The organism is Streptomyces sp. NPDC057099, assembly GCF_042671245.1.
Lineage (GTDB): Bacteria > Actinomycetota > Actinomycetes > Streptomycetales > Streptomycetaceae > Streptomyces > Streptomyces purpurascens.
This window is the reverse complement of record NZ_JBHUTX010000011.1, coordinates 131,199-152,177: the sequence shown is the minus strand read 5'-3', so window position 1 is coordinate 152,177 and position 20,979 is coordinate 131,199. Positions and strand designations below refer to the sequence as shown.

The window sequence follows — 20,979 nt, the reverse complement described above, 5'->3', positions numbered from 1 at the left end:
CGCCCCCGTTGTGTAGCGGCCTAGCACGCCGCCCTCTCAAGGCGGTAGCGCCGGTTCGAATCCGGTCGGGGGTACGCACTACGAAGGCCCCTCACTTCGGTGAGGGGCCTTCTGCGTATCTCCTAGGGGTGCGGGGAACTGCGCGAACAACCACTGACGGCCCGCACTCGACGATGAAACCGCCCCTGTCATGGCGCTGAGTCGGGGAAAGCCTGCCGCGGCGTTGAGGCCGACCTTCCCCGAGAGCACCCCGTAGGTTCAGCCAGTCCGTCGCAGCGCCTCGGAGAGGCGCCCGGCGGCGTCGATCACGGCCTGGGCGTGCATCCGCCCCGGGTGACGGGTCAGACGCTCGATCGGCCCGGAGACGGAGACGGCCGCCACCACGCGGTTCGACGGCCCCCGCACCGGTGCGGAGACGGACGCGACGCCCGGCTCGCGCTCGCCGATCGACTGGGCCCAGCCCCGGCGCCGTACGCCCGACAGGGCCGTCGCCGTGAAGCGGGCGCCCTGCAGCCCCCGGTGCAGCCGCTCCGGCTCCTCCCAGGCCAGCAGGATCTGCGCCGAGGAGCCGGCCTTCATCGTGAGCGTCGAGCCGACCGGGACCGTGTCCCGGAGTCCGGACAGACGCTCCGCCGCGGCGACGCAGATACGCATGTCGCCTTGGCGGCGGTAGAGCTGCGCGCTCTCGCCCGTGATGTCACGGACATGCGTGAGCACCGGGCCGGCCGTGGCGAGGAGACGGTCCTCACCCGCGGCCGCCGCGAGTTCTGCCAGGCGGGGGCCGAGAATGAAACGGCCCTGCATGTCGCGCGCCACCATGCGGTGGTGTTCCAGGGCCACGGCCAGGCGGTGGGCCGTGGGTCGTGCCAGTCCGGTGGCACCGACCAGGCCCGCGAGGGTGGCCGGACCGGACTCCAGAGCGCTCAAGACGAGAGCCGCCTTGTCCAGAACGCCGACGCCGCTACTGTTGTCCATGAAACGATACTCGCGTCTCACTCTGTGAAACGCAAGTTCAATTTTCCGTGGAACCCGCCACTCTTGAAGACACGAAGTCACAACGGCCCGTGACGTACGGGCCTGGCGGCGGATGCGCGGAATCCAGGGGCGCGGGCCCGCCTCCTCAAGATCTCTAGTTGGGCCGGCGGATCGTCGTCGGCCGGAGGGAACAGCGATGGGTAGGACACTCGCGGAGAAAGTCTGGGACGACCATGTCGTCCGGCGCGCCGAGGGCGAGCCCGACCTTCTCTTCATCGATCTGCACCTGCTGCACGAGGTGACCAGCCCGCAGGCCTTCGACGGTCTGCGCAAGAGCGGCCGCAAGGTACGGCGCCTCGACCTCACCATCGCCACCGAGGACCACAACACCCCCACCCTCGACATCGACAAGCCCATCGCCGACCCGGTCTCCCGGGTCCAGCTGGAGACGCTGCGCAAGAACGCCGCCGAGTTCGGCGTGCGCCTGCACCCGCTGGGCGACGTCGAGCAGGGCGTCGTGCACGTCGTCGGCCCGCAGCTGGGCCTGACCCAGCCCGGCACCACCGTCGTCTGCGGCGACTCGCACACCTCCACGCACGGCGCCTTCGGCGCGCTGGCGTTCGGCATCGGCACCTCCCAGGTGGAGCACGTGCTGGCCACCCAGACGCTGCCGATGTCCCGCCCCAAGACCATGGCGATCACGGTCAACGGCGAACTGCCCGACGGCGTCACCGCCAAGGACCTGATCCTGGCGATCATCGCCAAGATCGGCACCGGCGGCGGCCAGGGCTACGTCCTGGAGTACCGCGGCGAGGCCATCGAGAAGCTCTCGATGGAGGCCCGCATGACCATCTGCAACATGTCGATCGAGGCCGGTGCCCGCGCGGGCATGATCGCCCCGGACGAGACCACGTTCGCCTACCTCCAGGGCCGCCCGCACGCCCCCGAGGGCGCCGACTGGGACGCGGCCGTCGCGTACTGGAAGACGCTCAGGACGGACGAGGACGCCGAGTTCGACGCCGAGGTCGTCATCGACGCCGCCGGGCTGGCGCCGTTCGTCACCTGGGGCACCAACCCCGGCCAGGGCGCACCCCTTTCGGCGTCCGTCCCCGACCCTGCTTCGTACGAAGACGCATCGGAGCGCTTCGCCGCCGAAAAGGCCCTGGAGTACATGGGGTTGGAGGCGGGGCAGCCGCTGCGCTCCATCAAGGTGGACACCGTCTTCGTAGGTTCCTGCACCAACGGCCGCATCGAGGACCTGCGGGCCGCGGCCGAGATCGTCAAGGACCGCAAAGTCGCCGACGGCGTACGGATGCTGGTCGTCCCGGGCTCCGCGCGGGTCGGTCTGCAGGCCGTTTCCGAGGGTCTGGACGTCGTCTTCAAGGACGCCGGCGCCGAATGGCGGCACGCGGGCTGCTCGATGTGTCTGGGCATGAACCCCGACCAGCTGGCCCCGGGTGAGCGCTCCGCGTCCACCTCCAACCGCAACTTCGAGGGCCGGCAGGGCAAGGGCGGCCGTACGCACCTGGTGTCGCCGCAGGTCGCGGCCGCTACCGCCGTCCTGGGCCACCTGGCCTCCCCGGCCGACCTGTCCGCCGCCGACGACCGTACGCCCGCTGGAGTCTGAGAACCATGGAAGCCTTCACCACCCACACCGGCCGGGCCGTCCCGCTGCGCCGCAGCAACGTCGACACCGACCAGATCATCCCCGCCCACTGGCTCAAGAAGGTCACGCGCGACGGGTTCGAGGACGGGCTGTTCGAGGCCTGGCGCAAGGACGCGTCGTTCGTGCTCAACCAGCCCGAGCGGCAGGGCGCGACCGTCCTGGTCGCCGGCCCCGACTTCGGCACCGGCTCCTCCCGCGAGCACGCTGTCTGGGCGCTGCAGAACTACGGCTTCAAGACCGTGATCTCCTCCCGCTTCGCCGACATCTTCCGCGGCAACTCGCTCAAGAACGGCCTGCTCACGGTGGTTCTGGAGCAGAAGATCGTGGACGCGCTGATGGAGCTCGCCGAGAAGGACCCGCAGGCCGAGATCACCGTCGACCTGGTCGCCCGCGAGGTGCGCGCCGAGGGCGTCACCGCCTCGTTCGAGCTGGACGAGAACTCCCGCTGGCGGCTGCTGAACGGCCTCGACGACATCTCGATCACCCTCCAGAACGAGGCGGACATCGCCGCGTACGAGGCGACGCGTCCCGTGTTCAAGCCGCAGACGATCCAGCTCTGACCCGGAGCACGATCCGACGCCTCTGAACAAGGCGACTTTCGGCCACCGCAACACCCCCTCTGTACCCCCGATCAGCCCGATCGGGGGTACAGCCGTGTCTGCACCCGAACGGCCCTGTCCGGCCGGAGGGCGACGCTCAACTTCCCACGTTAAGCAGGTGGTTGCCGGGGTACGCGAGGTACAAAGCCGCGACTTCCACGCGTGCCCGGAAGGCCGTTTGCGGCGGTAGTTGTCCCCTGCGCAGGCGACAACTCGCCCCAGATGGCACAATCTGTGCATGGAACACGACGGCCAACTCGAGCTCTATGCGGCAGTCGCGGACCAACTCAAGGAAGCGCACGCAAGGGTGCGCGCACTGCAAGTCCCGGAGGGCGTACGGATGGCGCTGACCCGGAAGCTGCTGGTCATTACGGCCGCGGCCAAGCACGATCTCGCCGACGCGGCAAGGCGGCTGGAACGGTTCACCGCGGACCTCGACGAGGGACGTCTCCCCGACGAGGAACGCTGAACCGGACGACACCGCCGAGTTCGTTGCGGCACAAGGGTGAGAAGCCCGTTTCGTGTTTGATTTGCGGTATATATCTGCCTAACGTGCGAAAAAGCTTGAACACTTTCGTTCTGGCGATGTCTCCGAAGGGGAAGACGTGAACAAGGCGCAGCTCGTAGAAGCGATTGCCGACAAGATGGGCGGCCGCCAGCAGGCCGCCGATGCTGTCGACCACGTACTGGACGCCATCGTCCGCGCGGTCGTCTCGGGTGAGCGGGTTTCCGTCACCGGCTTCGGTTCGTTCGAGAAGGTCGACCGTCCGGCCCGGTACGCCCGTAACCCCCAGACGGGCGAGCGGGTTCGGGTCAAGAAGACCTCCGTTCCGCGCTTCCGCGCGGGTCAGGGCTTCAAGGACCTGGTCAGCGGCTCGAAGAAGCTGCCGCGTGGTGGCGAGGTCTCGGTCAAGAAGGCGCCGAAGGGCAGCCTGACCGGCGGTGCCGGCGCGACGGTCAAGAAGGCCGCCGCGAAGAAGGCGACCGCGAAGAAGGCCGCCGCCAAGAAGACCACCGCCAAGAAGACGACGGCGAAGAAGGCGACCACGAAGACGGCGGCCGCGAAGAAGACCACGGCGAAGAAGGCGCCCGCCAAGAAGACCACGGCGACCGCCAAGAGCACCGCCGCGAAGAAGACCACCGCCAAGAAGGCCCCGGCGAAGAAGGCCACGGCCAAGAAGGCGCCCGCCAAGAAGTCGACGGCGCGCAAGACCACCGCCAAGAAGACCACCGCCCGCAAGAAGTAAGGGCGCCGGGGTACACACGCGACGGGCCGGACTCCCGCATGGAGTCCGGCCCGCGGCGTGTTCGCGCAGAGGTCGTTCAAGAGTCGTTCAAGCAGAGGTCAGAGGGTCTGCAGCGTCACCAGAGTGATCCTGAGGTCGTCCTTCGCGCCTTCCACCTCGATGCGCACGCGCTGCCCCGGGCGCAGCAGCCTGAGACCCCCCGCGTCGAACGCCGGCGCGTCGAAGGGCACCGGGGTGCCGTCGTCCAGGAGCACCTGCCCGCTGCGGCTCTCGGGGTCGTACGTGTACGCGGTCGCCTGCATGGCCGCAGCCTACTGCCCGGGGATCAGCAACCGCGCGGCGGCCGCGGCCGTATGGGGACCTACCCCCAGGGCCAGCGCGTTGCGCAGGTCGTCGCCGGTGTCCACGTCCTGGCGTACGGAATCCACGTCGGCAAGGCACAGTTCCACGGCCCCGGAGGCGCGGTGCCGGGCCCGGGAATCGGTACCGAAGGCGGGGAGCAATTCACGGCCCGGAGTAGCGGCCAGCAGGGTCGTACCGATTGCGGCCGCGTCCGGGAGAAATGCGCGGGGGAATTCAGCCGCCGCGTCGAGTACCCGGGTCAATTCCGGCGGGCGCAGTGCCGGCAGATCGGCGTTGAGTGCGGCCACCGGACTTCCGGGGCGAGTGGACCTTGTGATCCCCGCCCCGTGCGCGAGAGCGGCGTTGAGGCCGCTGCCCGGTTCGTCGGGGATGATCGCGGCGCCGAGTACGGCCAGCTCACGGCCCGCCCGGGCGTCGTCCGTGACGACTGCCACATCCCGGACCGCGGGGCAGGCCAGCGCGGCCGCCACGGTGTCCTGGGCGAAGGCGAGCGCCAGGCCCGGCCGCAGCCCGTCGTCCGCGGTGTCCGCAAGCCTGCTCTTGGCCTGGGCCAGGGGTTTCAGGGGTACGACCAACGTCCACTGCACAGGTGTTCCGTCCCTCTCTTGTCGCGGTCATTGTCACCCGGGGCATCGGGCGGCGGGTGGGTCGGGGCGTACGGTGTTCTCGACAGACCGGCGGCCTGGGGCGACACTTGTGCGGCCCCCCGTGGCCCCCGCTTCAGGCCCTAGAGGAAGGTGTCCGCGTGCCCCGCCGCAGAATCGGCTTCTGGTACCGCCTAGCTGCGGTGATCTGCAAACCGCCGCTGGTGGTTCTGCTCAGGCGGGACTGGCGCGGAATCGAGCACATTCCGGCTGATGGTGGATTTATCACCGCGGTGAACCACAATTCGCACATCGATCCTTTCGCCTACGCGCACTTTCAGTACAACACCGGGCGCGTCCCGCGATTCCTCGCGAAGAGCGGGCTTTTCAAGAGCGGATTCGTCGGGGCCGCGATGCGAGGCACCGGGCAGATCCCCGTCTATCGCGAGAGCACGGACGCGCTCAGCGCATTCCGGGCCGCGATCGAGGCCGTGAACCGTGGTGAATGCGTCGCCTTCTATCCCGAGGGCACGCTCACCCGCGATCCGGAAGGCTGGCCCATGACCGGCAAGACCGGGGCGGCGCGCGTCGCCCTGGAGACCAAGTGCCCGGTGATCCCCGTCGCCCAGTGGGGCTGCAACGAGCTGCTGCCGCCGTACGCGAAGAAGCCGCACCTCCTGCCGCGCAAGACGCACCGCGTGCTCGCCGGACCGCCCGTGGACCTCACGCGGTTCTACGACCAGGAGATGACCGCGGACCTCCTGAAGGAAGCCACCGAGGTCATCATGGCCGCCGTCACCGGTCAGCTGGAGGAGATCCGCGGGGAGAAGGCGCCCGCCACGCCCTACGATCCGCGCCGGGAACGGGTCGAACAGCGGCGCCGCACCCAGGCGCAGACACAGCGGGGCGGGCAGGAATCGGTGCAGTCGGTGCAGTCGGTGCAGTCGGCGCAGGAAGAGGGGCTGGGCAAGTGAGCAAGCCGGTCAAGGCGGCGGTCCTGAGCGCCGGTTCGTGGGGTACGGCGTTCGGCATGGTGCTCGCCGACGCGGGGTGCGAGGTCACCCTGTGGGGGCGCCGTCCGGAGCTCGTGGAGGCGATCAACTCCACCCGCACCAATCCCGACTACTTCCCGGGCGTCGAGCTGCCGGAGAACGTACGGGCCACCACGGATCCCGCGGAAGCGGCCGCGGACGCCGACTTCACGGTCCTCTCGGTCCCCTCGCAGACCCTGCGCGGCAACCTCGCCGAGTGGAGCCCGCTGCTCGCCCCGAACACGGTCCTCGTGTCGCTGATGAAGGGCGTCGAACTCGGCTCCGCGATGCGGATGAGCGAGGTCATCGACGACGTCGCCAAGGTCGGCCCGGACCGCATCGCCGTGGTCACCGGGCCCAACCTGGCCCGGGAGATCGCCGCGCGGATGCCGGCCGCCGCCGTGGTCGCCTGCACCGACGAGGCCGTCGCCCAGCGGCTCCAGGCCGCCTGCCACACGCCGTACTTCCGCCCGTACACCAACACGGACGTCGTCGGCTGCGAACTCGGTGGCGCGGTGAAGAACGTCATCGGGCTGGCCGTCGGCATCGCGGACGGCATGGGCCTCGGCGACAACGCCAAGGGCTCGCTCATCACCCGCGGTCTCGCCGAGACCACCCGGCTCGGCATGGCCCTGGGCGCCGACCCGCTGACCTTCTCCGGACTCGCGGGCCTGGGCGACCTGGTGGCCACCTGCTCCTCGCCGCTGTCCCGCAACCACACCTTCGGCACCAACCTCGGCAAGGGCATGACGCTGCAGGAGACCATCGCGGTCACCAAGCAGACCGCCGAGGGCGTCAAGTCCTGCGAGTCGGTGCTGGATCTGGCCCGCCGGCACGGAGTCGACATGCCGATCACCGAGACGGTCGTGGACATCGTGCACGAGGGAAAGCCTCCGGTCGTGGCCCTCAAGGAGCTGATGTCGCGCAGCGCGAAGCCCGAACGACGCTGAGCGACGCGACGCCGGGGGCGCTGTATCCCCGTCCTACCAACGGGTACTCTCAACCCGATATGAGCACCGAGAACCTCCCCCAGAGCCCCGAGCAGCCGCCTCGCAAGCCGCGTGTGGCCGTCGTGTTCGGCGGGCGCAGCTCCGAACACGGGATCTCCGTGGTCACCGCCGGCGCCGTCCTCAAGGCCATCGACCGGACCAAGTACGACGTCCTGCCGATCGGCATCACCCAGGACGGACGGTGGGCGCTCACGGCGGACGAACCGGAGCGGATGGCGATCGTCGACCGGCGCCCGCCGAGCGTCGACGCGCTCGCCGAGTCCGACGAGGGCGGAGTGATCCTCCCGGTCGACCCCGCCAACCGCGAAGTCGTCTACAGCGAGCCGGGATCGGTTCCCAAGGCGCTCGGCGAGGTCGACGTGGTCTTCCCGGTGCTGCACGGCCCGTACGGCGAGGACGGCACCCTCCAGGGCCTTCTGGAGCTCTCCGGCGTCCCGTACGTGGGTTCGGGCGTGCTCTCCTCGGCCGTCGGCCAGGACAAGGAGTACATGAAGCGGGTGTTCACCTCCTTCGGGCTCGGCGTCGGCCCGTACGTGGTGGTCCGCCCGCGCGAGTGGGAGCGGGACGAGACCGCCGCCCGCAAGAGGATCGTGGACTTCGCCGGCGAGCACGGCTGGCCGCTGTTCGTGAAGCCCGCGCGCGCCGGTTCGTCGATCGGCATCACCAAGGTCGACGACCTCTCCGGACTCGACGAGGCGATCGCCGAGGCCCAGCGGCACGACCCGAAGATCCTCGTGGAGGCCGCGCTGCGCGGCCGTGAGATCGAGTGCGGCGTCCTGGAGTTCGAGGACGGCCCCCGGGCCTCCGCCCCCGCCGAGATCCCCACGCCCGAGGCGCACGCGTACTACGACTTCGAGGCCAAGTACATCGACTCGACGCCGGGGATCGTGCCCGCGCCGCTGACGCCCGAGGAGACGGCCGAGGTCCAGCGCCTGGCGGTCGAGGCCTTCGAGGCGGCGTCCTGCGAGGGCCTGGTCCGGGCGGACTTCTTCCTCACCGAGGACGGCGAGTTCGTCATCAACGAGATCAACACGATGCCCGGCTTCACGCCCATCTCGATGTATCCGCAGATGTGGCAGGCGAGCGGGGTGTCCTACCCGGAGCTGGTGGACCGCCTGGTGCAGGCGGCACTTCGCCGTTCGACGGGCCTGCGCTGAATCGACCGCGCGTCGCGGGAAGCGTCAGGAGGTGTCAGGAGGCGATCCCCTCGGGGATCGCCTTCTTCACTGCGGAGGCCAGATCGATCAGCACCCCGGAGGTGTCCGGCCCCTCGGGCACGCGCACTTCCACGTACGCCTCCCGGTTGGCCGTGGTGAAGACGTGCCCCCCGTCGTCCCGCTCCTCCATCAGCCAGTCCACCCCGTTCACACCCCCGGCGACCGCGTCCGGATCACGTCCGTCCGCCACCTTCGGGTCGATCATCTTCGGCGGCTGCGGCACACCGCAGCGAAGTATGATCGCCGGGCTGCCCCAGCCCGCCGTCAGCGCCGACGCGGGCTCGGGGTCCTCGCGACGCTCACCGTCCACCTTCGCGGGCAGTACCTTGTCCAGGTTCCGGCACAGTTCCGTGGCCTTGGCGCCCGGACTGGGAACCGCCGCCGACGCGCTGTCGTCTGCTGAGGAGCAGCCCGCGACAGTGATCAACAGCGCGAGAGCGGGCAGGCGGAACATGCGGAAGACAGAAGGGTGCCGGTGACGGAAAGAGTTCACCGGCACAGGGTAGACGGGGGCTAGATATGGACGACCGGGCAGGTCAGGGTGCGGGTGATGCCGTCCACCTGCTGGACCCTGGCGACCACCAGGCGACCGAGATCGTCGACGGTGTCGGCCTGGGCCCGCACGATGACGTCGTAGGGTCCCGTCACGTCCTCGGCCTGGACGACCCCAGGGATCTTGCTGATCGTCTCGGCGACGGTCGACGCCTTGCCGACCTCCGTCTGGATCAGGATGTACGCCTGTACCACGGAACCTCCAGGGCGGCCACGAGGATCATGTGGGGAAAAGGAACGCCACGGTATCGCGTCGCCGCTCACCACGGGGAGACCCGTGGGGACCGGGTCTTGCGCGCCGGGGCGCGGATCCGGCAGAACATGACGGTCACTTCGACCGTAGCGAGGCCCCAGTTGCCTCGCGACCGGGCATGCACAGGGACAGAAGGGGAGAGAGGGCGATGAAGGGCACTGTTGGTGAGCTCGGTGAGTTCGGGCTCATCAGGGAGCTCACCTCCCGTCTGACCACCACCCCGGCGGTCCGGGTCGGCCCCGGCGACGACGCCGCCGTGGTGGCCGCGCCCGACCGCAGGGTCGTGGCCAGTACGGACATCCTGGTGGAGGGCCGGCACTTCCGCCGGGACTGGTCGACGGCCTACGACGTGGGCCGCAAGGCGGCCGCGCAGAACCTCGCCGACATCGCCGCCATGGGCGCCGTGCCGACCGCGCTGCTGCTCGGTCTGGTCGTCCCGGCCGAGCTGCCGGTGACCTGGCCGAGCGAGCTGATGGACGGCCTGCGCGACGAATGCCAGGTGGCGGGCGCCGCCGTGGTCGGCGGTGACGTCGTACGCGGCGACTCGATCATGGTGTCGATCACGGCGCTGGGCGATCTGCGCAACCAGGAGCCGGTGACGCGGGCGGGCGCGCAGCCCGGCGACCTCGTCGCGGTGACCGGCTGGCTGGGCTGGTCGGCGGCCGGGTACGCGGTGCTGTCGCGGGGGTTCCGCTCGCCGCGCGCGTTCGTGGAGGCCCACCGGCGTCCCGAGCCGCCCTATCACGCGGGTCCGGCCGCCGCCGGGCTCGGGGCGACCGCGATGTGCGATGTGAGCGACGGGCTGATCGCCGACCTCGGGCACATCGCCGAGGCCAGCAAGGTGCGGATCGACATCCGCTCCGGGGCGATCGACATCCCGACCCAGATGAACGACATCGGGCAGGCCGTCGGCGTCGACCCCATGCAGTGGGTGCTGACCGGGGGAGAGGACCACGCGATCGTGGCCACGTTCCCGTCGGACGTGAAGCTGCCCGCCCGCTGGAAGGTCATCGGCGAGGTCCTCAACCCCTCGGCGCTGCCCCAGGTCACGGTCGACGGAGCGCCGTGGACCAGCAAGGGCGGCTGGGACCACTTCGGAGACATAGAGTCATGATCCCCAACGTCCTTACGGTGGCGGGCTCCGACTCCGGCGGAGGCGCGGGCATCCAGGCCGACCTGAAGACGATGCTCGCGCTCGGCGTGCACGGCATGAGCGTCGTCACGGCGGTGACCGCGCAGAACTCCCTCGGCGTGCAGGGCGCTTGGGAACTGCCCGTGGAGGCCGTGCGGGCCCAGTACCGCAGTGTCGTCGACGACATCGGCGTCCAGGCGGTCAAGACCGGCATGCTGGCCTCCGCGGAACTCGTGGAGGCGGTGGCCGAGTTGCTCGCGGGGACGGACGCCCCGGCGGTCGTCGACCCGGTGGGCGTCTCCAAGCACGGCGACTCCCTGCTCGCCGCCTCGGCGCTGGACTCCGTCCGTACGAAGCTGCTGCCGGTGGCCACGGTCGCCACGCCGAACCTCGACGAGGTGGCCCAGCTGACGGGGGTGCGGGTCGAGTCGGAGGAGGAGCTGCGGCGGGCCGCGGCGGCCGTGCTGGCGTACGGGCCGCGCTGGGTGCTGATCAAGGGCGGGCATCTGCCCGGGGACGCGGTGGATCTGCTCACCGACGGCTCCGAGGAGCACTGGCTGCGGGCGCCGCGTCATGACAACCGGCACACGCACGGTACGGGCTGCACCCTGGCGTCCGCGATCGCCTCAGGGCTCGCGAAGGGGCGGTCGGTGCCGGAGGCGGTGACGGCGGCCAAGGAGTACGTCACGGGGGCCGTCGCGGCCGGCTTCGCGCTCGGCGGGGGCATCGGGCCGGTGGACCACGGCTGGCGGTTCCGGGCCGGGTCCTGAGCGTCCGGCCTTTGCCCGTCCGGCCTTTCCTGGATATCCGGACACGCCAAAGAGCCGGTCCACCTGAGGTGGACCGGCTCTGTAAGCGAACCAGCAGTGGTTGCGCGCTAGCTGAGCGTCAGCGCGAGACCTTGCCGGCCTTGATGCACGAGGTGCAAGCGTTCACGCGCTTCGGCGTCCCGCCCACCACGGTACGCACACGCTGGATGTTCGGGTTCCAGCGGCGGGGCGTACGGCGGTGCGAGTGCGAGATGTTGTTGCCGAAGCCCGGCCCCTTGCCGCAGACGTCGCAGTTGGCAGCCACGGGTCACTCCAAAGACTTCAGATGCACTTACGGTTAATCCCGGCATGCCGGGATCGAGATCGTGGGGCTCGCAATGAGCCGTCCGGTCTGAGTGGCGCTGCCAGGGGGAAGGCCCGATCGGGATCGGGCAACCGGAGCAGCATACAACGGCTGCACCCGTAGAGCGAAACTACCATGGCGGCTCAGGGGTCGGCCCCGGCCCACTTCCGGTCCGGACCGCCCCGGAGACTACGCTGCGTGCCACGTCCAGCAGCTAAGGGAGGCGCGGTGGCGCAGGTGCCGCAGACATTCTTCGATGCTCTCGCGGTGCGCACCTGGTGCGGTCTCGCTCTCGAGACCCTGGGGCGGGCGCGTGAGGAGATCGACGCGATCAATGTCTACCCCGTGGCGGACGGGGACACCGGCACGAACCTCTACCTGACCGTGGAGTCCGCGGTCGCGGCGGTCGAGGCGGTGTTCGCGGGCCATGCCGCGGGGTCGGGCCCCGAGGGGCCGACGCTCGCCGACGCCGCCCGCGCGATGGCGCACGGGGCGCTCATCGGTGCCCGCGGGAACTCCGGGACGATCCTCGCCCAGCTGCTGCGCGGCATGGCCCAGGTGCTGGCCGACGACGAGGCCGCCGACGCCGATGGCCAGGGCCTGCGGCTCGCCCTGCGGCACGCGGCCGACTCCGCCCGCCAGGCCGTGGCCCACCCCGTCGAGGGCACCGTCCTCACGGTCGCCTCGGCCGCCGCCGACGCCGCCGACGGTGCCGAGGGCGACTGCGGGAAGGTGGCCCGGGCTGCCTACGAGGGAGCGCGCGCGGCCCTCGCCGCGACCCCGGGCCAGCTGCCCGTCCTGGAACGCGCCGGGGTGGTCGACGCCGGTGGGCGAGGGCTGGTGGCGGTGCTCGGGGCGCTGGTGGAGACGTTCACGGGGGAGATGCCCCGGGCGGTGGTGGCGGGTGCGGTGAGCGTGCCGGGGGCCAGGGCGTCCGGAGAACCCGACGACGGCCCCGCCCCGGTCGGCGGCACCCCGGGCGAGTGCGCCGACAGCACCGCCGCGGCGGACCGGGACGGGCCCGCCTTCGAGGTGATCTACCTCCTGGAGGCCGAGGACCCGGCCGTGGCACGGCTGCGGGAGCGGCTCGACGCCCTCGGGGACTCCCTCGTCGTGGTCGGCGGCGACGGGCTGTGGAACGTCCATGTCCATGTCGACGACGCGGGCGCCGCCGTCGAGGCCGGCATCGAGGCCGGGCGGCCCTACCGGATCCGCATCACGCACTTCGGCGCAGGCGACGTGCACACCACCGGCGCCGAACGGCCGCCCCGGGAGCGCGCCCAGCGCGCCGTCGTGGCCGTCGTGCCCGGTGAGGGCCTGGCCGGGCTGTACGCCGAGGCCGGCGCGACCACCGTGCTCGCACGCCCCGGGGAGCCGCCCGCGAGCGGCGAGCTCGTACAGGCCGTACGGCGGGCCCACGCGCGCGAGGTCGTGCTGCTGCCCAACGACGCCGAACTGCGTCACACCGCCGCCGCGGCGGCCGAGCAGGCGCGTACGGAGGGCATCCGCGTGGCCCTCATCCCGACCCGCTCGGCGGTCCAGGGCATCGCCGCGCTGGCCGTGCACGAGCCGGAGCGCCGCTTCGACGAGGACGTGGTGTCGATGACCTCGGCGGCCGGCGCGACCCGCTACGCCGAGGTCACCGTCGCCGAACGCCAGTCCTGGACGATGGCCGGCATCTGCCAGGCCGGCGACGTCCTGGGCCTGATCGACGGCGACGTGGCCGTGATCGGCGCGGACGTCGCGGCCACCGCCGAGACCGTCCTGGACCGGATGCTCGCGGCCGGGGGCGAGATGGTCACCCTGGTGCTCGGCGACGACGTCCCCGAGGCGATCGCCGAGCACCTGGAGGGCCGGGTCCGCGAGGGGTACCTCGCCGTCGACACGGTCGTGTACCGGGGCGGACGGCAAGGAGCCCTGCTCCTCATCGGAGTGGAGTAGGGGTAGGCCGGGGTCTGCGTGGAGCAGGCCCGGGACTCACCCCTGCCGTTCCGCCACGGACTGGAGCATGTGCCCGGCCTCCGCCCGCCTGGCCCGTACCTCCTGGTCCTCGTCGGCGTCCGTGTCGTCGAAGCCGTCGTGTCCCTCGTAAGCCGCCAGCACCGCACCCGCGCGTGCCACGGCCTCGGCGGGGCGGCCCAGGTCGGCCTCCAGCCAGCCCGCGGCCAGCTCGGCGCCGGTGCGGCTGTGCAGGGCGCCGTCCCCGAGGGCCCTGAACACCTCCACCGACCGGACCACTTGGGACAGGGCCTCCTCGAACACGGCCCGGTCCGAGGCGTTTTCCACTCCTTCGGAGGCGGAGCGGGCCAGCAGGTCGCCGAACTGCCGGTGGGTGTGGCCTAGTTCCGCTTCGAGCCGGAGCCGGGATTCCTCGTCGGCGGCCGTGTCCCGCGCCGCCTCGCACTCCCGGACCGCGCTCGCCATCAGACCGCGCGCCTCGTCCAGCCCGTCCGGCGCCTGCGATGCCAGCCAGGCGCGGGCGCGCAGGGAGCGGACCAGCCCATGGGTGTTGCCGAGTTCGCGCCACAGGTCGCCCGCGCGCGTGTAGGCCCGGTCCGCCTCGGCGGCCAGCCCGGCCTGCCCGAGGGACTCACCCGCCAGGTGGGCGAGGGTGGCGTGGTCGTGCTGCTCGGGCCAGTGCCGGGCGATCTCGGCCGCCTGCAGACGTCGTTCGGCGGCGGCGCGGTGTTCGCCGAGTTCGCTCAGGCAGTCGCCGAGCCACCACTGGGTCTGCACGACCGCCCCGTCGCCGTGCGTCTCGGTGGTCAGGTCGGGCAGCGCCGACTCCAGCACCTCGGCGGCCTCGGCCCACCGGCCCTGCCGCAGCAGGAACCCGCCGAGCTGCTGCCGTGCCCAGGCACCCAGCGTCGCGCTCTCGCCCGCCTCGTCGGCCCAGTGCGCGGCCTGCAGGGCGTGCTCCGCGGCCTCCACGGCCTCGCCCCGGCCGCCGGTCACCTCGGCGAGCTGGAGGTGCAGCTGGGCCCGGCCGGGTGCCTCCAGATGCGGCCCGCCGTGCTCCAGGGCCGCCCGCAGTGCCCGTTCCGCCTCCGCCATGTCGTCGAGGTGGTGGGCCAGGGAGGCCAGCCGGGCCTCGTACTCCACCGCGTACCAGGGCAGCCCGGCCGCGACGAACGCCGCCGCGCCGCGCGCGAACAGCTCCGCCGCCGACTTCAGGTCCCCGGCCAGTCCGGCCAGCTCGGCGAGCATCGCCTGCGCCTCGGCGGCCCGCGCGGCCAGCCGTACGTCCGCCCCGGTCCGCCCGTCGACGAGCGCCAGGACCTCCCGGACGGCGGCTTCGGCCTCGGCGAGCACCGCCTCCGTCCCGGGGCCCTCGGCCTCGTGCGCCCGGCGCATCAGGATCCGGGCCCGTCCCATCACGACGGACGCCGTCTGGCTCAGGCCCGTGCCGCCGGCGGCGTACAGCGCGAGGATCTCGTCGTACGGGCCGGCCACGGCCACGAACGCCTCGGCCACGTCACCCCCGAGAGCGCGTACGTACGCCGCACGCGCGCGTGCCGCCAGGGCCTCGCCCGGGTCGCCCGCCTCCGCGTACAGCCCGGCGGCCCGCTCGAAGAGCACGGCACCCTCGGGGCCGAGGCCCATCGCCTCGTGGTCCGCGATCTCGGCCCGGTCGCGCGGGTCCAGCTCGACGCCCTCCGCCGCCCCGGCGACCGCCGCCCACGCCTCCACGGCGCCCGGCCGCAGGGTGTCCGACAGCCGCCGTGCCTCGGCCAGCAGAGCGGGCAGATCCGGCTGCGCGGCGACAGCGGTCGTCACGGCCGGGGGAGCGGGCGGAGGGACCGGCCGCACCGACCGCACCCCCAGCGGCAGCCGCTCCACCAGGGGTTGTCGCGCCATACGCGCGCGGGCCCGCTCGCTGACGTGGGCCGTGCCGTTGCGCTCGTCGAAGCGCGACGCCAGGGCCAGGGCCTCCGCACGCGCGTGCGTGGCCAGTTCCCGGGCGGTCCACTCCCGGCCGGCCGGGCCCGGCACCTGCCGGTCGCCGAGACCGAGGCCGGTCAGGCGGTCCATGAGCAGGGCCACCACGCTCATGAAGTCCAGCTTGCTCTGCGGCTGCCCGTCGTCCGTGAAGTACGCGGGCCGCTCCGCGAGCAGCTCGAGACCGCGTGCCTCGTTGCCGGTCAGCGCGCAGAACTCCACGTGCTCCGCGTATGCGCCGCGCATGCTCTCCATGGCCCGGACCAGCCGGACGCCCCGCAGATGGTGCGCGCGGGCCTCGTCGAGGCGGCCCAGCCGCAGCAGCGGCACCAGGGAGGAGGCGAGGACCGTGTGCGGCTCGTGGGCGCAGCTGTACTCGCCCTCCAGCACCGGCCGCCACAGCTCCACGGCCTCCGCGTCCCGGCCCAGCTCCGCCTGCCACCAGCCCTGCCCGTGCAGCTCGCACGCGTGGCAGTCGGCCATGGCGTCCCGGTCGGCGGCCAGCCACGCGGCGTACGCCCGCTCGGCCCGCGCGACGTCCCCGACATGGGCGGCCACGCTGTGCTCGGCGCCGCGCACGGCCCGCTCGGAGTGCCCCGCGAGCCGGTAGCGGTGCTCCATCTCGCCGAGCCACTTCTCGATCGACGCGAGCGGGATGTGCGGCTGGTCGAGCATGCCGGACGACACCCACTTGAAGACCCAGTGCAGCGAGTGGGTCTCGTACTCGTCGAAGTCCTCGGGGTGTTCGTCCCACAGGCGCAGCAGCCGCGCGAAGGGGACGAACATCTTCCCCTTCTCGGAGCTGTAGTTGTAGACCTTCAGCTGGTGCCCGAGCGCCTCGATCACGGCGAGCGGGACGGTCAGCTTCTCGGCCGCCGTCAGCAGCTCCTCCGCACGCGCGTTGCGGGCCGGACCCTCCGGCTCCTCGGAGTTCTCCGCCATCGCCCGGCGCAGGGCGTCGAAGTCGGTGATCTCACTCATGCCTGACCGTCCTCGCTGTGCGTGGCCCACTCCAGGAGACCGATGAACGCGCGGTTGAGCAGCGCCGAATCGGCGGGCCTCAGCGGCCGCTGCGCCATCAGCAGGGCCTGCCCGTACAGCGACTCCGCCGCCGTGCCGATCAGCTCCGGGTCGCGCAGCGCGCTGATCCGGCGGACCAGCGGGTTGAGGTGGTTCAGCACCAGACGCGCGCGGGGAGCACTGCCGCGCAGCGAGCCGAGGATGCCCGCCCACAGGTCGTCGGCCTGCGCCTCGGCGTCGGCCCGGGCCTGTTCGTGCCGGGCGTCCCGGTCGTCGAGGTGCAGCGCGGGCACCGAGAGCGGGTGGAAGGCCCGCAGCACCACATCGCAGCCCAGCTGGTCGAGCCGGGCCCGCGCCGCCGCCAGGAAGCCCGAAAGGGCCAGCTCCTCGGCCGGGTCGACCGCGTCCAGATGGGCGGTCACCGTCTCCGCGTCCAGCTCCGCGACCACGGTCCCCGGCCGTACCGAGGGCAACGCCTCCACCAGCTCGCTGTCGTACGTGTAACCGCCGTTGATCACGCCGATGCCCTGCGCGGACGCGATCGGCGCGACCTGCCGGTACTCCTCGACGGTCCGTGTGAAGTGCACCACCGGGTGCCGCTGCGCGAACTCCTCCAGGGACAGCCGCCCGTCGCTCGTCTCGAAGGGCAGCCACGGCAGCATCGTGCGCAGCATCTCGCGGTCGTGCCGGGCCAGCGACTTCACACCCAGGTGGTGCACCGACAGGAACGCGGCCAGCCGTTCCGGATCACCGGCCGCCAGGCCCGTCAGCCACGCGCGGATGCGCTCGCCCAGCGCCTCCCGTACGGCGGCCAGGGTCTCGTCCTCGTACAGCGACTCGCGTGACGCCGTCGGCCGCAGGCTGTCCGTGTCGAGCACGCAGCGCACGAAGAAAGCCCAGTCGGGCAGCAGCTGCTCGGCCCGCTCGGTCAGCAGCATGCCCTTGAGATGCACACGATGACCCGCGCGCTGGGCCGGGCTGACCGCCGACGGCAGCACATACGCCACCCCGCGGATGCCGGCCAGCGGCACGGCCAGGTCGATCGAGTCCAACGGGGTGAAGCCGAACAGGTCGTGGCAGTGCCGGGCGAGGGCGACGCGGCGGGATGCCGGGCTCGGATACGAACGGTCCCAGGGCGCCGGCAGGTCGGTGACCGCCTCGTCGCCCACCCGGACGTCGTACGGCAGCAGCGACCCGAAGTCCCGTGCCAGGGCCGCGACCCGCTCGGGCGTGAGCCACTCCGCCGCCCCCGCCCGGGCCACCAGATGCACGGTGGTGCCCGGTTCGGGCCGCTCGGCGTCCGGCAGCGTCCGCACGGTGTACGAACCGTCGTCCCGGGCCGTCCACTCCACGGGCGGCGCCCCGGGCGTACGGGCGCTGCGGCTGACCACCCGGATCCGCTCGGCCACGACGAAACAGGCCAGCAGCCCGATGCCGAACTGCCCGAGGAAGTCGGAGCGGGCCTCCTGAAGGCCCTCGGCACGCTTGGAGCTGCGCCCGATGGTGGCGAGCAGACTGTGCACGTCCTCCTCGGTGAGCCCCACGCCGGTGTCCTCGACCCGCAGCGTGCCGCCCTGCGCGGACAGCCGCACCCGGGCCGGGGCGTCGGGCTCCGCCGCGCGTCTGGCGGTGATGGCGTCCACCGCGTTCTGCAGCAGCTCGCGCAGATACACCTTGGGACTGGAGTAGAGGTGGTGGGAGAGCAGGTCCACCAGACCACGCAGGTCGACCTGGAACGTATGAGGTGACTGGGGCGAACGGGGTGCCTGGGAAGCCTGTGAGGTCTCGGAATCCATCATCACGGCGCCGGTGGGAGGACTCGCGACGGCGCGGGGTCGGGCGGTCCCGGTGGGGCGGTGACCGCGAAGAAGGGCCGGGAGCGCGCCATCCTAAGGCCCGAACCAGCCGTCTGACCAGGGATTTCCCGGACGTATCCGGCAAGGATCGCCGCGGCCTCTACGGCATTGTCAGTGGCGTGGTGTGCAATGGATCTCGTGCCCGCACTGGAAGAACCCCTGCGACAACCGCTGAAGTCGGTGCTCGGCCCCGCCACCGCGAAGGTGATGGCCGAGCACCTCGGCCTGCTCACCGTCGGCGACCTGCTCCACCATTACCCGCGCAGATACGAGGAGCGCGGCCAGCTCACCCACCTCGCCGACCTCCCCATGGACGAGCACGTCACGGTGGTCGCCCAGGTGGCCGACGCCCGCCTGCACAGCTTCGCCTCCGCCAAGGCCCCGCGCGGCAAGGGCCAGCGCCTCGAAGTCACCATCACGGACGGCAGCGGCCGCCTCCAACTGGTCTTCTTCGGCGCCGGTGTTCACAAGCCCCACAAGGAGCTCCTGCCGGGCACGCGCGCGATGTTCGCGGGCAAGGTCTCCGTCTTCAACCGGCGCCTCCAACTCGCCCACCCGGCCTACGAGTTGCTGCGCGGCGACCCGGATGAGTCCGTCGAGACCTGGGCCGGCGCCCTGATCCCGATCTACCCCGCCACCGCCAAGCTGGAGTCCTGGAAGATCGGCAAGGCGCTCCAGACGGTCCTGCCCACGGCCCAGGAGGCTCTCGACCCGCTGCCGGACTCCCTGCGCCAGGGCCGCGGCCTGGTCCCCCTCCCCGAGGCCCTGCTGAAGATCCACCGCCCGCACACCAAGGCGGACATCGAGGACGCCCGCGCCCGCCTCAAGTGGGACGAGGCCTTCGTCCTCCAGGTCGCCCTCGCCCGCCGCCGCCACGCGGACGCCCAACTCCCGGCGGTGCCCCGCAAGCCCACCCCCGACGGCCTCCTCGCCTCCTTCGACGACCGCCTCCCCTTCACCCTCACCGACGGCCAGCAGCGGGTCTCCCGGGAGATCTTCGACGACCTGGCCACCGACCATCCGATGCACCGGCTGCTCCAGGGGGAGGTCGGTTCGGGCAAGACGATGGTGGCCCTGCGCGCCATGCTCGCCGTGGTCGACGCAGGCGGGCAGGCCGCCATGCTCGCGCCCACCGAAGTGCTGGCCCAGCAGCACCACAGGTCGATCGTCGAGATGATGGGCGAGCTGGCCGAGGGCGGCATGCTGGGCGGGGCCGAGCGGGCCACCAAGGTGGTGCTGCTCACCGGGTCCATGGGGGCCGCCGCCCGCCGCCACGCCCTGCTCGACCTCACCACCGGCGAGGCCGGTGTCGTCATCGGCACGCACGCGCTGATCGAGGACAAGGTGCGGTTCCACGACCTGGGCCTGGTCGTGGTCGACGAACAGCACCGCTTCGGCGTCGAGCAGCGCGACGCCCTGCGCGGCAAGGGCAAACAGCCCCCGCATCTCCTGGTCATGACCGCCACGCCCATCCCCCGCACGGTGGCCATGACGGTCTTCGGCGACCTGGAGACCTCCGTCCTCGACCAGCTCCCGGCCGGCCGCTCACCGATCGCCAGCCATGTCGTCCCGGCCGCCGACAAGCCCCACTTCCTGGCCCGCGCCTGGGAACGGGTCCGCGAGGAAGTGGGCAAAGGCCATCAGGCGTACGTCGTCTGCCCGCGCATCGGCGACGAGGAGGACGACCCCAAGAAGTCCGGGAAGAAGAAGTCCTCCGAGTCCCCGGAGGACGCCGCCGAGAAGCGCCCGCCCCTCGCCGTCCTGGAGGTCGCCGACCAACTGGCGAAGGGCCCCCTCCAAGGCCTCCGGGTCGAGGTCCTGCACGGCCGTATGCAGCCCGACGACAAGGACGCGGTCATGCGCCGCTTCGCCGCGGGGGAGACCGACGTCCTGGTCGCCACGACGGTCATCGAGGTCGGCGTCAATGTCCCCAACGCCACCGTGATGGTGATCATGGACGCCGACCGTTTCGGCGTCTCCCAGCTCCACCAGTTGCGCGGCCGCGTCGGCCGTGGCTCGGCGCCCGGTCTGTGCCTCCTGGTCAGCGAGATGCCCGAGGCGAGCGCGGCCCGCCAGCGCCTGAACGCCGTCGCCGCCACCCTCGACGGCTTCGAACTCTCCCGCATCGACCTGGAACAACGCCGCGAGGGCGACGTCCTCGGCCAGGCCCAGTCGGGCGCCCGGACCAGCCTGCGGATGCTCGCGGTCATCGAGGACGAGGAGATCATCGCGGAGGCCCGGGAGGAGGCGACGACTGTCGTGGCCAGGGACCCCGAGCTGACGCACCTCCCGGCACTACGGACGGCGCTGGACGCCCTCTTGGACGAGGAGAGGGAGCAGTACTTGGAAAAGGGGTGACGGGTGTTGCACCTAGGGCGCGGGGCTGTATCCATTTGCGGCTACCGCCGCGCGGGCGCGACCA

At 71.8% G+C, this 20,979-nt stretch carries 19 protein-coding genes and 1 tRNA gene; 12 read left to right on the top strand and 8 right to left on the bottom strand.

Annotated elements, in window-relative coordinates:
• The first annotated feature begins 1 nt into the window (after position 1).
• Positions 2 to 74 (top strand) — tRNA-Glu (locus tag ACFT4A_RS17685).
• 184 nt (positions 75 to 258) lie between these two features.
• On the opposite strand, the gene ndgR is transcribed toward ACFT4A_RS17685, so the two are convergent.
• Positions 259 to 975, bottom strand: a complete 717-nt coding sequence (gene ndgR / locus ACFT4A_RS17680) for an IclR family transcriptional regulator NdgR (RefSeq protein ID WP_184598579.1) — start codon at positions 973 to 975, stop codon at positions 259 to 261.
• 196 nt (positions 976 to 1,171) lie between these two features.
• Here ndgR and leuC point away from each other — a divergent pair, with 196 nt between their 5' ends.
• The 4 genes from leuC to ACFT4A_RS17660 all read left to right on the top strand — a co-directional run bounded on the left by leuC (position 1,172) and on the right by ACFT4A_RS17660 (position 4,487).
• Positions 1,172 to 2,602 carry a 3-isopropylmalate dehydratase large subunit gene (gene leuC / locus ACFT4A_RS17675; RefSeq protein WP_382831012.1) on the top strand — a complete coding sequence of 477 codons (1,431 nt, stop codon included), beginning with the start codon at positions 1,172 to 1,174 and terminating at the stop codon, positions 2,600 to 2,602.
• Between the two features lie 5 nt (positions 2,603 to 2,607).
• The gene (leuD, locus tag ACFT4A_RS17670; RefSeq protein WP_382831010.1) at positions 2,608 to 3,201 is read left to right on the top strand and encodes a 3-isopropylmalate dehydratase small subunit; all 594 of its coding nucleotides are present in this window, start codon (positions 2,608 to 2,610) and stop codon (positions 3,199 to 3,201) included.
• 277 nt (positions 3,202 to 3,478) lie between these two features.
• Positions 3,479 to 3,709, top strand: a complete 231-nt coding sequence (locus tag ACFT4A_RS17665) for a hypothetical protein (protein ID WP_215118326.1) — start codon at positions 3,479 to 3,481, stop codon at positions 3,707 to 3,709.
• 136 nt (positions 3,710 to 3,845) lie between these two features.
• Positions 3,846 to 4,487, top strand: coding sequence for an HU family DNA-binding protein (locus ACFT4A_RS17660; RefSeq protein WP_215118325.1), 642 nt, complete (start codon positions 3,846 to 3,848; stop codon positions 4,485 to 4,487).
• A gap of 98 nt (positions 4,488 to 4,585) precedes the next feature.
• On the opposite strand, the gene ACFT4A_RS17655 is transcribed toward ACFT4A_RS17660, so the two are convergent.
• Entirely contained in the window at positions 4,586 to 4,789 is a 204-nt protein-coding gene (locus tag ACFT4A_RS17655) for a hypothetical protein (RefSeq protein WP_184598572.1), read from the bottom strand.
• Positions 4,790 to 4,798: 9 nt separating this feature from the next.
• Positions 4,799 to 5,437: a 2-phospho-L-lactate guanylyltransferase gene (gene cofC, locus ACFT4A_RS17650; protein ID WP_382831007.1), complete on the bottom strand. Its 639-nt coding sequence runs from the start codon at positions 5,435 to 5,437 to the stop codon at positions 4,799 to 4,801.
• 158 nt (positions 5,438 to 5,595) lie between these two features.
• On the opposite strand from cofC, the gene ACFT4A_RS17645 reads away from it, so the two are divergent.
• Genes ACFT4A_RS17645 through ACFT4A_RS17635 form a run of 3 tightly spaced genes read left to right on the top strand, consistent with a single transcriptional unit; the run spans position 5,596 to position 8,632 of the window.
• Complete coding sequence (locus ACFT4A_RS17645; protein WP_382831004.1) at positions 5,596 to 6,408, top strand: lysophospholipid acyltransferase family protein; 813 nt, start codon at positions 5,596 to 5,598, stop codon at positions 6,406 to 6,408.
• On the top strand, positions 6,405 to 7,415 hold the full coding sequence (locus tag ACFT4A_RS17640) for an NAD(P)H-dependent glycerol-3-phosphate dehydrogenase (protein ID WP_382831002.1): 1,011 nt from the start codon (positions 6,405 to 6,407) through the stop codon (positions 7,413 to 7,415). Before ACFT4A_RS17645 ends, ACFT4A_RS17640 begins: the two co-directional genes overlap by 4 nt.
• A gap of 59 nt (positions 7,416 to 7,474) precedes the next feature.
• Positions 7,475 to 8,632: a D-alanine--D-alanine ligase family protein gene (locus ACFT4A_RS17635; RefSeq protein ID WP_382831000.1), complete on the top strand. Its 1,158-nt coding sequence runs from the start codon at positions 7,475 to 7,477 to the stop codon at positions 8,630 to 8,632.
• Between the two features lie 34 nt (positions 8,633 to 8,666).
• On the opposite strand, the gene ACFT4A_RS17630 is transcribed toward ACFT4A_RS17635, so the two are convergent.
• Positions 8,667 to 9,185: a DUF3515 domain-containing protein gene (locus ACFT4A_RS17630; protein ID WP_382830997.1), complete on the bottom strand. Its 519-nt coding sequence runs from the start codon at positions 9,183 to 9,185 to the stop codon at positions 8,667 to 8,669.
• Between the two features lie 20 nt (positions 9,186 to 9,205).
• On the bottom strand, positions 9,206 to 9,439 hold the full coding sequence (locus tag ACFT4A_RS17625; protein ID WP_193481916.1) for an Lrp/AsnC family transcriptional regulator: 234 nt from the start codon (positions 9,437 to 9,439) through the stop codon (positions 9,206 to 9,208).
• 206 nt (positions 9,440 to 9,645) lie between these two features.
• Here ACFT4A_RS17625 and ACFT4A_RS17620 point away from each other — a divergent pair, with 206 nt between their 5' ends.
• Both ACFT4A_RS17620 and thiD read left to right on the top strand, forming a co-directional pair.
• A complete protein-coding gene (locus ACFT4A_RS17620) occupies positions 9,646 to 10,611 on the top strand; it encodes a thiamine-phosphate kinase (protein ID WP_184598561.1) in 966 nt (321 codons plus the stop codon).
• Complete coding sequence (gene thiD, locus ACFT4A_RS17615; RefSeq protein WP_382830994.1) at positions 10,608 to 11,399, top strand: bifunctional hydroxymethylpyrimidine kinase/phosphomethylpyrimidine kinase; 792 nt, start codon at positions 10,608 to 10,610, stop codon at positions 11,397 to 11,399. The genes ACFT4A_RS17620 and thiD overlap by 4 nt, the downstream gene beginning before the upstream one ends.
• Positions 11,400 to 11,517: 118 nt before the next feature.
• Here thiD and rpmB read toward each other — a convergent pair whose 3' ends face one another.
• Positions 11,518 to 11,703: a 50S ribosomal protein L28 gene (gene rpmB, locus ACFT4A_RS17610; RefSeq protein WP_004924906.1), complete on the bottom strand. Its 186-nt coding sequence runs from the start codon at positions 11,701 to 11,703 to the stop codon at positions 11,518 to 11,520.
• A gap of 267 nt (positions 11,704 to 11,970) precedes the next feature.
• On the opposite strand from rpmB, the gene ACFT4A_RS17605 reads away from it, so the two are divergent.
• Positions 11,971 to 13,683 carry a DAK2 domain-containing protein gene (locus ACFT4A_RS17605; RefSeq protein ID WP_382830991.1) on the top strand — a complete coding sequence of 571 codons (1,713 nt, stop codon included), beginning with the start codon at positions 11,971 to 11,973 and terminating at the stop codon, positions 13,681 to 13,683.
• 36 nt (positions 13,684 to 13,719) lie between these two features.
• On the opposite strand, the gene ACFT4A_RS17600 is transcribed toward ACFT4A_RS17605, so the two are convergent.
• The gene (locus tag ACFT4A_RS17600) at positions 13,720 to 16,662 is read right to left on the bottom strand and encodes a tetratricopeptide repeat protein (protein WP_382830988.1); all 2,943 of its coding nucleotides are present in this window, start codon (positions 16,660 to 16,662) and stop codon (positions 13,720 to 13,722) included.
• Positions 16,659 to 18,497, bottom strand: a complete 1,839-nt coding sequence (locus ACFT4A_RS17595) for an HSP90 family protein (RefSeq protein WP_382831089.1) — start codon at positions 18,495 to 18,497, stop codon at positions 16,659 to 16,661. Before ACFT4A_RS17595 ends, ACFT4A_RS17600 begins: the two co-directional genes overlap by 4 nt.
• A 189-nt stretch (positions 18,498 to 18,686) precedes the next feature.
• On the opposite strand from ACFT4A_RS17595, the gene recG reads away from it, so the two are divergent.
• Complete coding sequence (gene recG, locus ACFT4A_RS17590) at positions 18,687 to 20,915, top strand: ATP-dependent DNA helicase RecG (RefSeq protein ID WP_382830985.1); 2,229 nt, start codon at positions 18,687 to 18,689, stop codon at positions 20,913 to 20,915.
• The last annotated feature ends 64 nt before the right edge of the window (positions 20,916 to 20,979 follow it).

What these genes read in the sequence shown, in the direction of transcription:
- ACFT4A_RS17635 (WP_382831000.1), top strand. Translation starts at nt 7,475, where the DNA reads ATGAGCACCGAGAACCTCCCCCAGAGCCCCGAGCAGCCGCCTCGCAAG.
- leuD (WP_382831010.1), top strand. Translation starts at nt 2,608, where the DNA reads ATGGAAGCCTTCACCACCCACACCGGCCGGGCCGTCCCGCTGCGCCGC.
- ACFT4A_RS17655 (WP_184598572.1), bottom strand. Translation starts at nt 4,789, where the DNA reads ATGCAGGCGACCGCGTACACGTACGACCCCGAGAGCCGCAGCGGGCAG.
- ndgR (WP_184598579.1), bottom strand. Translation starts at nt 975, where the DNA reads ATGGACAACAGTAGCGGCGTCGGCGTTCTGGACAAGGCGGCTCTCGTC.
- ACFT4A_RS17620 (WP_184598561.1), top strand. Translation starts at nt 9,646, where the DNA reads ATGAAGGGCACTGTTGGTGAGCTCGGTGAGTTCGGGCTCATCAGGGAG.
- recG (WP_382830985.1), top strand. Translation starts at nt 18,687, where the DNA reads ATGGATCTCGTGCCCGCACTGGAAGAACCCCTGCGACAACCGCTGAAG.
- ACFT4A_RS17600 (WP_382830988.1), bottom strand. Translation starts at nt 16,662, where the DNA reads ATGAGTGAGATCACCGACTTCGACGCCCTGCGCCGGGCGATGGCGGAG.
- thiD (WP_382830994.1), top strand. Translation starts at nt 10,608, where the DNA reads ATGATCCCCAACGTCCTTACGGTGGCGGGCTCCGACTCCGGCGGAGGC.
- ACFT4A_RS17665 (WP_215118326.1), top strand. Translation starts at nt 3,479, where the DNA reads ATGGAACACGACGGCCAACTCGAGCTCTATGCGGCAGTCGCGGACCAA.
- leuC (WP_382831012.1), top strand. Translation starts at nt 1,172, where the DNA reads ATGGGTAGGACACTCGCGGAGAAAGTCTGGGACGACCATGTCGTCCGG.
- ACFT4A_RS17595 (WP_382831089.1), bottom strand. Translation starts at nt 18,497, where the DNA reads ATGGATTCCGAGACCTCACAGGCTTCCCAGGCACCCCGTTCGCCCCAG.